The organism is Psychrobacter sp. PL19, assembly GCF_017875835.1.
GTDB lineage: Bacteria > Pseudomonadota > Gammaproteobacteria > Pseudomonadales > Moraxellaceae > Psychrobacter.
In genome coordinates this window covers 1,255,309-1,268,674 of sequence record NZ_JAGING010000001.1, presented here as the reverse complement: position 1 = coordinate 1,268,674, position 13,366 = coordinate 1,255,309, and the positions used below count along the sequence as shown (strand labels likewise).

Annotated in this window: 8 protein-coding genes; all 8 read right to left on the bottom strand. The window is 38.5% G+C overall.

From position 1 onward, the window contains the following. Nucleotides 1–74: 74 nt before the first annotated feature. Nucleotides 75–1,796 (bottom strand): ATP-dependent nuclease, encoded by a 1,722-nt coding sequence (locus H4W00_RS05155; protein WP_209956541.1) that lies wholly within the window; start codon nucleotides 1,794–1,796, stop codon nucleotides 75–77. A 225-nt stretch (nucleotides 1,797–2,021) separates the two neighbouring features. Further along, nucleotides 2,022–5,219, bottom strand: coding sequence for a type I restriction endonuclease subunit R (locus H4W00_RS05150; RefSeq protein ID WP_209956540.1), 3,198 nt, complete (start codon nucleotides 5,217–5,219; stop codon nucleotides 2,022–2,024). Nucleotides 5,220–5,290: 71 nt separating this feature from the next. Further along, nucleotides 5,291–6,166: a hypothetical protein gene (locus tag H4W00_RS05145; protein WP_209956539.1), complete on the bottom strand. Its 876-nt coding sequence runs from the start codon at nucleotides 6,164–6,166 to the stop codon at nucleotides 5,291–5,293. A 53-nt stretch (nucleotides 6,167–6,219) separates the two neighbouring features. After that, the gene (locus H4W00_RS05140) at nucleotides 6,220–7,629 is read right to left on the bottom strand and encodes a restriction endonuclease subunit S (protein ID WP_209956538.1); all 1,410 of its coding nucleotides are present in this window, start codon (nucleotides 7,627–7,629) and stop codon (nucleotides 6,220–6,222) included. Next, on the bottom strand, nucleotides 7,619–9,208 hold the full coding sequence (locus tag H4W00_RS05135; RefSeq protein WP_209956537.1) for a class I SAM-dependent DNA methyltransferase: 1,590 nt from the start codon (nucleotides 9,206–9,208) through the stop codon (nucleotides 7,619–7,621). Before H4W00_RS05135 ends, H4W00_RS05140 begins: the two co-directional genes overlap by 11 nt. Nucleotides 9,209–9,340: 132 nt before the next feature. Next, the gene (locus H4W00_RS05130; protein ID WP_334684875.1) at nucleotides 9,341–9,820 is read right to left on the bottom strand and encodes a protein kinase; all 480 of its coding nucleotides are present in this window, start codon (nucleotides 9,818–9,820) and stop codon (nucleotides 9,341–9,343) included. Continuing rightward, complete coding sequence (locus tag H4W00_RS05125; RefSeq protein WP_209956536.1) at nucleotides 9,810–11,795, bottom strand: integrase; 1,986 nt, start codon at nucleotides 11,793–11,795, stop codon at nucleotides 9,810–9,812. The genes H4W00_RS05130 and H4W00_RS05125 overlap by 11 nt, the downstream gene beginning before the upstream one ends. Further along, the gene (locus H4W00_RS05120) at nucleotides 11,796–13,361 is read right to left on the bottom strand and encodes a tyrosine-type recombinase/integrase (RefSeq protein ID WP_209956535.1); all 1,566 of its coding nucleotides are present in this window, start codon (nucleotides 13,359–13,361) and stop codon (nucleotides 11,796–11,798) included. Nucleotides 13,362–13,366: the final 5 nt, after the last annotated feature.

The following is a 13,366-nucleotide window of genomic DNA, read 5'->3' as shown; positions in this document are numbered from 1 at the left end:
AAAGAATGTAAAAATCTCGGGGCAGTTCACTAACATTTTAACAATTGCTAGACTCAGTTTGAATCCAACAACTGCTAGCAGCGTTTTGATATTTCCAGAATTTCTTTTTTTATTCTCTGAAAAGAATGTGGAAGGTTTCGATTATCCATAATATTCAACACATGCATAATATTACCAATCTTTTTAACAGCTGTTTTTCTTTGCGTTAGAAGAAAGTTTCTATTACTATCTTCTGGTCTAAGACTCAACTTACTCGACATTTCTTGAACAGCTCTATTCGAACTCAGCAGATCCATTTCTAAACAATACTTCATACAAATTATATTATGATCAAGTAGTAAGTCCATAGCCTTACTATGATTAGTTTTAAGATGATTTAAAATCGACACTCTACGCGCCTCATCTTTAATGAAAGTAGTTAAGAGGGTATCTGTTTTATATTGGTACCTATATTTGGGAAGCCCATCTCCATTTCTACTTGAATTTAACTCATCATTTAGATATGGGAGGAAATAATCTTTATCTAATATTATTAAGTAAGGTATGCCTAAGTCCTTAACAATATGATAAGGATAAGGTAAATTTCCAACTCCGCCTATATCTACAACACTAATCCCATATAAGTCTAAATCTAAATCCTCTCTTTTAGCTAGATTCTTAACAACCTCAGCATCATTTTTACTTTCTACAAATATCACATAGTTTGCGAAAAAAAAGTCACTATTACGATAATCGTGAAACTGGTAATATCCAAATTCCTCTAAATTATGATCAGCGAAAAAAGAATCCTTGGTTTTAGTAATAATAGATTTAAAGCCTCGATTTCTATCAGGCTCTTTCCTAACTAAAGATATATTTTTATGCTCTATATTATCAATAATGACGGTAGAATGAGTTGTGACTATAACTTGAGAAATATCGTTGTTTTCAGAGGATGATTTTATAGATTTTATTAACTCTCTCTGTGCTTGAGGATGTAGATTAATTTCAGGTTCTTCAAGACCTAGCACTATATTTTGATTTCTAATTTTTGCTAAAACTCTATGAAAAGCTATTATTGTCAAGCTCTGTAAGCCAGTTCCACAATCATTAAGATTGTGCTCAATCCCTTCCTCGTTAATATGCATTTGAATTTCACTTAAAAATGATAAGAAATTTGCTTGCTTATCAAAACTAAGAGAAAAATTAAATTTATGCCTTAACGAATAACAGCTTTCAACGTCTTTTGATATTCTCGTTAGAGCACTATCCTCTAAGAATTGAGCTGCCTTCCTAAATTTAGGTGTCAGCGTGTCTCTTCGACTCGTTTCTTGATTAAGATACTCTTCAATCAACTCCTTTATTAGTGATTTTTCTTGCCACTTTAGCTGATCAGGGCTTCTGTTTGGAGGGATATAAACAAATGATACGTATTTATTTATGATTTTTATTAGTTCTTGAGGAGTACTTACAAACCTGCCATTTGATTTATATTTGAAAGAAATATTCCTATTTGAATGTTTATAATTTAGTTGAGCTTCAATAATGCCATCAGTTGCGAATTGTTGTATATCTGCATTTGTTGGTATGTTAGTGAATCTAATTGTTATTTTTGCTTGTGAGTTTATTGTATAGTTATGTTTACCCTCAAAAAAACTCTGTTTTTCATTTTCTGGATTAAAAAAAGCATTTAATGCTCTAATTAGAGCAGACTTTCCGCTATTATTTTGTCCTACTATTGCATTAACCGTATCCAGTGTTATTTGACACTTCTCAATTGATCTAAATTTATTTATCTCTATATATTCTATCCTCAAAACCATCTCCTAAATTTAATACGGTTTACATCAAAAAGGCTATAGGCAGTTCTTGAGATATGGAGCATCTCTTTAGAGACATTAACTATCCTAAACTTCCAAACATTAAGGTCTAGCTCTTTAACACTATTGGATCTCAACTAAATACCTCCAATCCATTAAAATCACTTTTTTCTGGGTAGTGAGCCCTGATAATTTATCATTTAATTATTAACATCCCACCTCTCAAACCACCCTATTCTTCTTAAAGTTCTCCGCTTGCTCAAATATCTCTTTATAGACCTCTTTTGAATCAACAGGTGGATAACCCCACTCATCAAGCAATATCATCAAATCAAACTGTAGCTCTGCTTTAATGTCGTCGCGCTTGTTCCAGTCGGTGTATCTTGCCTTGTCATCGATTAGTTTTTTTACTTCTTTGGACAGCTCAAGTAGCTTGTCTTCTGGATAGGTAAAATCGTACTTATGCGCCAGTGACAGCAGGATGTCGTAAAATGCTTTTTCTTCAAAGTCGATACCCATCTCTCCAAACGATGCCATCTCTTCTCGCAGCTCGTGATAGAGCTTTATGATTTCATCAGAGAAGTCACCAATGACGTCAGCACGCAGTAAATCTTGCTCGTCACGGTCGTTATACTTCTCAACCAAAGCATTCATCTTCTTACTGAAATCAACACCCTTAACCTTGTTGGTCTTTTTAAGCTCGCCAATGGCTTTAGCGAGCAGTTGTTGTAGCAGCTCTAACTTGGTATTGGGCTGTTTAATCACCTCAAGCTTGGCTAGGTAGTCTTCATCGAAGATGTCTATTTCACCATCGGTGTTATCACCGAGCTTAAAGATTTCTTCTACCCCATCACTTAGCAGCGCATCTTTCACCAAGTCACGTACCTTTTGGTTCATCTGCTCAACGTCAGGTGCGCCGCCCGTGGTGATTTTAAAGATGATGGTACGAATGGCTAGGTAGTAATGAATCTTGTCTTTATGTGCCTTTGTGAGCTCACTGCTACCGACGCAGATATCATAGGCAGACTTCAGACGCTTGGCCAAGTCCATAAAACGCTTTTCTAACTTTTTAGATTGCAGCGCAAAGTCAGCGGCAGCATTTAAGCAGTTCAGTTGCTCTAGTGGCGTACCGTTAAAGTAAAGGCTAGAGTCGAACTTATGATAGACCGTATCCAGTAGGTTTAAATGGTCTTTGACCACCACCACTGACTTTTGGATATCTTCTAGGTTTTGAATCTGACCGCCGGTGTAATGTGATAGCGCCAGGTTCATCTGCTTTTTGATACCGATGTAATCCACCACTAAGCCACTTTCTTTACCTTCAAACTGACGATTAACTCGTGAGATGGTCTGAATCAGGCTGTGCTTTTGCAAAGGTTTATCAATGTACATGGTATCGAGGAATGGTACGTCAAAGCCTGTGAGCCACATATCAACGACGATGGCGATTTTAAAATTAGACTTGCCATTTTTAAACTGACGGTCGAGCTCTTTGCGGTAGTCTTTATTGCCAAGATTGTCCCACATGCCTTTTGCGTCATCCTTGTTACGAGTCATGATCATTTTGACGCGTTCCATCGGCTTGACTTTTTTCTTATCACTGTCCGATAAGGTTGATCCTTCCTCGCACGCTCGCACCTCATTCCATTCAGGACGCAGATCTATGATGTCTTTATATAACTGATAGGCGGCTTCACGGCTGCTACAGACAAACATCGCCTTGCCTTTTTGCGTGGTGCCCTCGTTTACTCTCGCTTCATAATGTTCAACGAAATCTTCTGCGATGGCTCTAATGCGGTCAGGGTCACCAAGAATGGTGGACATACTTGCCATGGCTTTTTTGCTTTTCTCTATCTGATACTCATTGGTGCCAGCGTCGGCACTTTCTTGATAGTATTTTTCGACTTCATCGAGCTGCTTGCTATCGAGTAGTACTTTAGCTGCGCGACCTTCATAGACAATGCGTACGGTGATTTCATCGAATACCGATTCAACCATGGTGTAGCTATCAACGACTGGACCAAAGACATCAAGGGTGGCATCAATCGGTGTGCCCGTGAAGCCGACGTATGTGGCATTAGGCAGTGAGTCATGCAGGTACTTAGCAAAGCCGTAGGTCTTTTTAACCCCGTCTTCAGTGACAGTAATCTTTTGCTGAAGATTGATTTGGCTGCGATGCGCTTCATCAGAGATACAGATGACGTTGGTACGCTCAGTGAGTAATGCTAGGTCTTCGGTAAACTTATGAATGGTCGTTAGGAACACACCGCCACTTTTTCGATCTTTCAGCTTCTCTCGTAGCTCAGCACGACTCTCCACACTGATGATTTCGTCATCACCGATATAGGTCTTGGCATTGGTAAAGGTGTTTGATAACTGATCGTCTAAATCGGTACGGTCAGTGATTAAGATAATGGTTGGACTGCCAAGCTCCACGTCGCGCATCAGCAGACGCGCTAGAAACAGCATGGTAAAACTCTTACCACAGCCAGTCGCGCCAAAGTACGTACCACCTTTACCATCACGTAAGCCATTATCGTTTATTAAGTTGCCATCACTATCGAGTAGTTTCATGTGCTGCTTGATATTGTCATACAGATTAGTAGCAGCATAATACTGCGGATAACGACAGACGATCTTCGCATCAAAGCTGGAAGTGTCAGGCACATAGATAAAGTTATGAATAACATCAAGCAAACGCGATTTATCAAATAAGCCGCTAATCATAGTTAATAACGAATGGATGCCGTCTTTCTCTAACTTCTCATCGCCTGTGACTTTACGCCAAGAGTAATAGAACTCATACGGCGCAAAGAACGAACCCATCTTTGAGTTGACCCCATCGCTAATGACGCATAAGGCGTTGTATTTAAACAGCTCTGGGATATCGCGCTTATAACGGGTGGTCAGTTGGGTATAGGCATCAAACATGGTGGCATCTTCACGGATGCTACTCTTAAACTCAAACACCACCAGTGGTAAGCCGTTGATATAGAGAATGCCATCAGGAATACGCAGCTCAAAGCCTTGTATCTCCATTTGATTGACGATGCGATAGCGGTTGGTGTCTATAGAGCTGTCGCCTATCACGTCATAGTCTATCAGCTGAATGTATAGATCTTTTTGAGTGTGGTCTTCACGCTTTAATAAAAAGCCATCAGCGATAAATTTCATGATGGCTTTGTTGGTATCGTAAAGATCAGAGGCTGGAAGGTATTCAAGCTTATGAATGATGGACTCAATTTCATAATCAGTGATCAAGTCTGCTTGATAGCGGGTCGCTAGAAACTTTCGAAGATCAGACTTAATCAGCACATCGTCAGGATTGCGGTCGAGTGCCACGCCGACGCTGTGTGGATAGCTCTCGGCTGCTAGTAGCTCGATAATGGCTTGTTCAAGTCTGTCTTCGGTGAATTTCAATGGTAAGTCCTTTTTTAGATAAATAGAGCGTTCTTCAATAACATTAGTAATCGGTGCAGTGAGTGGGCACCTTATAAAGCTACAAAACTAGATGCTGTTTCATAAGTTTTCGTTACCGGATTGAACTTCATAACGAAGCTTTTATTGATAAAGTCAGGACGCTCAGGATCATCAGGAGCTATACCTTTATAAGTCAGCTTGATTGGATAGTACTTAGCATTTGTAGGCATCACTTCAACAACTCCTTCATAACTATAATAGGAAGGTGAGCCCTCTTCTTCTTGACCGCTATTATCTGAACCAGCATCGCCCAACGCATAAGTATTAATAAAATCATTTTCAGGTAGATGCAGTACCGCCCATGAGTCTGTCGTATAACCCTGACGCATATATCCACTCTTGAATATGCTACCTACTAGGTTTTCACCTAAACGCTCTAAAATCCCATGAATATCAAGGTTGTTGTTTTGAAGGTTCATTGAGCCATAATTACTTGAAAACTCTACGCTCTCTGATGTCCTGCTTACTAACTGAAATTTTTTATCATTTAGTTTTTTAAAGCTGTATAAATCTGCTTTTGAACCGCAAGGAAAACAGCGTTCTAATGAGTAATTATCAACCAGCACTTTTTCAATGGTCACTAAATACCGTTGTTCATCATCTGCGCTGTAATAAAGCTCTATAGGGTGCATTAAAGCTACTGTTCTGTATGCTGTGCTATCAGCAAGACCTAAACCAATATTTGGTAACGAATCAATATATGTATCATCTGCAACAGTAGGAACCATCTGACCATTGTAAAACTGACGCATGACTTCTTGAAAACTTAGGTCTTTGATTTTGACCTGAGCCATTTGACTGGCAGAGAAAGCAGGAGCGGCAGCCATTACAGGAGTCGCAGATAGAACACTTAAGCTGAGCACCAAACTAAGTAAAAGCTTTTTCATGCCAGACTCCATCAAACATCATATTTTTAAAAATAGCGACTCACCGTCAAAATCTATAGGACTTCATCTACAAGTACAGCAGCGTCTGGGATACGAAGCTCGCCTGACATTAACTTGGGTAAAAGAGTGTCGCGTAGATTGGTTAGAGTTCGTATGTTTTGATTGATACCACTCATTTTATCAAAGTACATTTTGCTAATTTTTTTAAATTGTTCTAATGCTGACTCATTTGGAACTAGAAATGGCATAGCTTTTATAATTTTAGAATTGACAGCTGTGGCAATAGAAGATGTACTTCCTAAGCTGTAATAATCAAAGTTGTCTAAATAGCAATAAACATACTCTTTTGACATGCTAAACTTTGGATTTACAAAATGAGCAATAGCTTCATTCGTTGCTAATTCTGTTTGGGCAATTAAGACACGACCTAAAGTAAGTTTAAAACTCAGGATAACTGCATCTTTTGGTACGATTTTCACATTGAATTTTTTGATAGACTCTTTTGTTAGATATTCACTACTATCATCAATAAATACATTTGAGTTTCCCATATCTCTAATTGAAACCCATACTAAATTATCTTTTTGTGTGTCTGAAAACCATTTAGGCTCTTTTCTAGGTGGCGTTTTTCCAATTGTAATTGAAGCAATTTCTTCAGCTTTTTTAATACTCCAACCCTTCGGAATCCAGCCCATACCCTCATTAAGCTCAAACTCATCAGGGAATAAAGCCTGAATATCTAAATTGTCTTTTTTCTCAATCCCTTTACGCAGCTCAGCACGCTCAAGCAATTCATCAGGGATAGCATTACCAGCCGCTAATGCATTATCAATGACAGGATCAAAATCCACAAACCAACTCTTAAACAATGCCTGCGACATTGCTTCGAGCGTTTCGTTCATTTGGCGGTTTAGCTCGATTTTGTCATCTAGATTTTTTAAATATCCAACTACTTTATTTTGTTCTTCCAGACTTGGACACGGAATCATGATGGCTTTAACTGAGGTTGAAGCTTTTGCAATAGCAGGTACACCAACTTGTGAAGCATTTGCTAGCAACCTATGTTGTCCTAAGTGACTTCTAAAAAAATAATTTACAAAGTATGGATTTACCTTGGTTTTATCAAAACTCACTTTAAGCTGACTTTGCGAAACTATATATTTTTCATAAAGAGAATCATGAGGAATTATACTAACCTGACCGATAGTTCCTCGATGAGTAATAACTAAGTCACCTCGATAAGCTTGTGAGCTTTTTAGCTCTTCTGCTTTTTCTGGAGTAAGAAAATCAAAGCCAGAGTCTGAAACATACGCACCATGCAATTGACCGCCTTTAATAATCGGAATGCCTTCAGTCACGAAATTTTCAGCTTTAATCCTAGAGCCAAAAGGTCCCATAGCTATAGAGCCTTTTACTGGAGCTTTTAAATCATCTATTTTATATTCATTCCAATCACTCGCCATAACCCAATACCTCCAAGTTTTGACGAATAGTAGTATCTAGGCTTGAAGATTCTTGCATCTGCGCATATAGCGTTTGGCTCAGTTCTAACATCTTCGCCTCAAACGGAATGCCATCATCTTCTATTGCCGCAGCACCGACATAACGGCCAGGGGTGAGAACATAGTCATTGGCTTTGATGTCATCAAGCGTTGCTGATTTACAGTAACCTGCTTCATCGCTATAGGCTTCATAACCGCCTGCTTCTTTCTCACCGCGCCAAGCATGATAAGTCTTGGCAATCGCTTCGATATCATCTTTAGTGAGTTCTTTATTAGTACGGCTAATCATGCTGCCGATTGCGCGAGCATCAATAAATAGGGTCTCACCGCTACGATTACGCAAGCCACGAGCTTGGCTATGCGCTGACTTGGCTTGTTTGTCTTTACTGATAAACCATAAGCACACTGGAATTTGGGTGGTATAAAATAGCTGCCCTGGCAGCGCAATCATACAATCGACCAAGTCGTTCTCAATAATCTGCTGGCGTATCTCACCCTCACCACTGGTGGTGGTCGACATCGAGCCGTTTGCTAGTACGAAACCAGCAGTCCCATGCTCAGAGAGCTTAGATATCATGTGCAATATCCAAGCATAGTTGGCATTGCCCGTCGGTGGTGTCGGATAGCCTGCCCAGCGTGGATCATCGACCAGCTCATCAGAGGCGCGCCAATCCTTTTGGTTAAAAGGTGGATTTGCCATAATGAAGTCAGCTTTTAGGTTTTCGTGCTGATCTTTAAAGAACGTATCGGCAGCCACATCGCCTAAGTTGCTAGAGATACCACGAATGGCAAGGTTCATCTTAGCGAGCTTATAGGTGGTGCTGGTGTACTCTTGCCCATAGATAGACACGTCTTTGGTATTGCCATGGTGACTCTCGATGAACTTAATAGACTGCACGAACATACCGCCTGAGCCGCAGCATGGATCATAGATTTTGCCTTGATATGGTTCTAGCATCTCTGCAATGAGATTAACCACCGACTTGGGTGTATAGAACTCACCACCGCCTTTGCCTTCAGTCGCGGCAAACTTACCCAAGAAATACTCATAGACTCGCCCAACGGTGTCTTCTTCAGGGTTACCAATGGTGTCGATGTTATTAACGACATCAATCAAAGCAGCAAGCTTACTAGCCGTTAAGCCAAGACGAGAGAAGTAGTTATCAGGCAATGCGCCTTTTAGTGATTGGTTGGTCTTCTCAATGGTGCTGAGCGCAGTGTCGATTTTAAGAGCGATATCTTCTTGCTTAGCATTCTGCTGGATAAAGCTCCAGCGGCTCTCTTCTGGCAAATAGAACACGTTATCTTTGGTATAAGCTTGCACCATGTCGATATGTTTTTCATAGCCTGTATCGATAAGCTTTTGGCGCTGCTGCTCAAAAGTATCACTGATGAATTTTAAGAAAATTAGGCTAAGGACAATGTGCTTATATTCTGATGATTCAACGCTACCTCGCAGCTTGTTGGCAGCATCCCAAAGGGCTTCTTCAAAGCGACCATCTTTTATATTGTCGTTCTTATTTGCAGGTGTTTTAGCCATTTTATTAAATTCTCTACTTTGATATGATTTTTTATTTGGAGTCTCTAACTCCATATTGAGCTATCTATATACGATCTTATAAGCATATATGCTGAGAGAGCACATAGATTACCTGCTTTAAGCATTACAAGACTAGATTCTACCTGATGGTGGTATCTCTTTGTCAAAAGGTCTAAGTATCTTTGCAGTTTCGTTTTTTGAAGGCAGATCTTCATCAGGATAGTTAGTACCCTTATCTATATCTGAAATCTGAATACCTTTCTGCCTTATATTAAAAGCGATTTGTTGCCAACGTCTCAGCCATAACTGCTCTTTCTGTTTGTAACTTTCTAGCTCCAACTTGGTTCGTTCTAGTTCAATCAATACTTTTTGATATTCATCTTCAGTCTGCTTTTTTGACTTTACAAGACCACCGGACAATGATTGCTTAGCATTGTCATAAGCTGCCTTTACCTCTGACTTAGCTTGTAGGGACTGCCTACTGAATCCAAACTTATTAACAAGTATCTGCCAAGTTAATTTTGAACCAAGCTCACCCATAGCCCACTTATCTAACTCTCTCACAATTGAAGTAATATCTTCGTTAGAAATATGACGGAATTTAGACACCATAAGTCTCCTTTAGGTATTTGGACGGGTCAAAGCTCTCTACACCGTAGTCAGATAATTGCTTTCCTAATGTCTGAAGTTTTTTCTCATTATGAAGTATCCAATCGCTGCTTTTCTTAGGCTTTTTCGACTTAGCTTGATCTTTTACAGTTGCTTGAGCAATAGTAGTCAATGAAAATAGCCGTTTAACCTCCTCAATGCGTCTAGAATCGTCCTTAATCCATACATAGTCCTTACAGTCAGCAGAGCACTGCAAGTGCCTCTCACAAGGCATTTGAGAGAAGTTGTGAATACACAAGCCTGTACCTACATCATGCACAGCTTTTATACGAGCTTTTAAAACAGCATCTTGGTGGTTAATAGGCATTACTTTGATTTGTTCCGCAAGCTTACCGCCAATTGTGCCATTTTTAATATCTTCTCTTAACATTAAAGCTCGCTTTGCAGGGCTTGTGTGTTGATAAGCTTTAGTATCTCTTGGATTGGTTCTACCAAACCATTCTGTTTGCAATAAGTCACTCAAGCCACCTTCGTCAAGTAATGTGTTCATAGTGTGGCGGAAGTTATGACTAGTAAACTCAATACTAGTAGATTTACTTGCATACTCCTTAGTCAACTTAGGAAAATACCTTAAAAAAGTAGATATCATTGAGTGAGTACAACTCGTTGCAAGCCAATGAATATGAAGTTTTTTAGAAGCCATTGGATGTCTAATGAATAACAAATCTTCTAAATAGTATTTTTTACCTTGTTGGTCAATATGTATTACATCTAGTATTTTCGGCTCAAAATAATGAGAGCAGTATTCTCTTAATCCTTCTTTATTCGTGTAGGAAGCTTTCTGGTTATTCTTAATGCCACTCCAAGTGTAATTACTTTTCCCTAGCCAACCTCTCTTCTCCAAAAGCCTACTGCTTAATCCCAAGTCATTGAGGTCTCTCCAATAGAACCTACTGTCTTCTGGAATATCATCCAAAAACCTAAGATCAGCGCCCGTTACATTTTGCATCTCGATGGCAGTTTCACGTACTGATTTAGTTAGCTCGATTACTTCTTTAACTACATCTTTAATGATAGGCGCAATTTTAGTTGGCAGATACAATTTCTCTAAAGGAGTATAAATATCACCAAAACTCGATTTTCCAGGAAAGTACTGAATATAAAATTTACCATCTTTATCTTCAGCTATCTTTTGTAAAGGTAACAAAGATATTTCACTAAAACGTCGTCCTGTTAAAAGCAGTAGGCTTAGTATCAGGACGTAAAGACGATGATTATGCTCTCTAGGAACATTTAGATAAAGTTCACCAATAATCTTATAAATCTCTGGCTTAGCCATCTTTTTAGACTCAGTAGTTTCTGTGGCTTTGGGGTCATCTAGCCTTTTATAATTCAATCCACTAACAGCTTGAGGTCTTTTCATAAATGAAGATTTATAACCTAGGAAGTTACGACATAAACCATTACTATCACAATGAGCAGCAAATTCAGCTACAGCTTTATGAAGGTTATATGCTGTTGTATCTGCATAATCTTGTGAGATAATTTCACAAGCTTTATCAAGTGACTCTGGGGTTAGTTGATAAAGACTCTGATTAAGTGAATTGGCAGCATAAGATATATAACTTATTGCAGTAATAAAATTACGCTGATTAGAGGATGCTTGATTTTTTCGATGAAAGCGAAGAATAAACAGTGCTTTTGCAACCTCTAACCACTTATCACTTAAAAGTTCTCCACCTAATTTAGGAGCTGACCTAAATTTAATAACAGTTTGTCTGTTGTTTGTACCAGTCAAATTACTTAGTCGCCCACCTATAATGCGCCATTCCTCATCTTGCCAAACTACAAACTCAAAACCTTCAAGTCTCAACTGTTTAGCTACTTTCACTAGTTCGTTCAAGTTAAAGTCTCGGTCATCTTTAATCGTTACAAATGATATTACCTTGGTTTTTCTTTTTGAACGATTGTCTGACATCTAAATTTTCCTACATATTTCAATAACATTGGAAACAGCTAAAATGACATCATCTAATTGGATGCCAAGTCTAGCATTCTCATATTTTTCAAAACGTTTCTCACGACTATCGATTAATTTATCAAGTACATATTCATGATCAGCAGTTCGGTAAGGCTGAAACTTAGGACATAAATAGCATGAAAATGGAGGATCTAGATAACAGATAGTTAATTCACCACATACGCCAATATTGGTTTGCTCATCAGGGCAATCTTCATCAACGAACAATAGATGCTTGTCATCACGACATCCGTTAACGGCATCCGAATCATTATCAATTACCTTACCTTTAAATAGGGATACATACTGTGCGAACTGCTTAGATAGCGCTTTATCTAAATGGGCAACTATGCTGCTTTTAGTATCATAATAAACCATAACGTGTTGAGTGTCGGTATGATCTAAAATCCTAGCAAGCTCTTTTGAACTGATACCTTCAGAAGCTAGTCCAGTTGCCAAAGTATACCTAAACCTTCTAGGTGATACTTTCAAAGGCAGCCCTGTTAGTGGCGAAATAATATTGTGCCGTTTTACGAAAGACTTCAATAATTTTGAAATATCATTGCTTACTAAATTAAATACTTCATCAATAGAGTGCGATCTCTTAGCAGATTTATTGCCAGAGACTTTGATAAAAAGCGGTCTCTCATCAAGCTTTATATATTTTCTGCCAGCGTAGACTAAATCAATACCTTTATTAGCAGCAATTAGATCTTCAATAATTTTTCCAAAATAAGGATCAAGATACTCTTCAATAAAATCATCGCGAGGGCTTAGCTGCCTTTTCTTAATCCTAGGTACTTTAAGAATATAAGTTGGCTCGTCTTTATCAAAAGGCGTTAGTTGCGATAAGTCACTTTCACGCAGATAGATTAAATTTCCTGGATTTCGACCAAGTGCAACTGATAAGGCTAAAGCTGCTTTCTGTTGTAAATGCAAAAACTCTGAACTTTTATCATTTTTAAGAGCTTCAATCACTAAGGGTAACTCTAAAGATCTATTTAGGGGCCCATATTCAGGATTATCCATCCGTACAGCTTGGCCTTTCGGGTTACCCGGAATAGACATGGTTGAAAGCTGCTCAGCGTACTGCTTTGAAAAACCTAGTTCTGGGCTATTTTTTGAAGACCAAATATACCACTTTATAGGTCGATACAAAGCCCAAAGACGATGTTCTGATTTTGCTAAATTTATTGCCTTCTCGAAAGCTTTTATTAAAGTTTCTTCATCTAAGTTATTATCTTTGACTTCAGTATTATGAAACTTTAATATTTCAGATAACACTACTGTAAAGTTAACTAAGCCTGCATTAGTTGAAGTATGTACTAGAGTGTGACTAACATAACGCTTAAGAGAATTCTTAATTAATTCAGATTTTATCCTACCAAAATCAATACTTGAGTTGTCATAATTAATATAGGGCAAATGCCATTTATCACCTGAAATATTCACTTTACGACCTTCTCTAGTCGTAATTGACTGTTTACTAATTTGTTTAGGATTTTTATCTCCTGATAATTGCATTACCC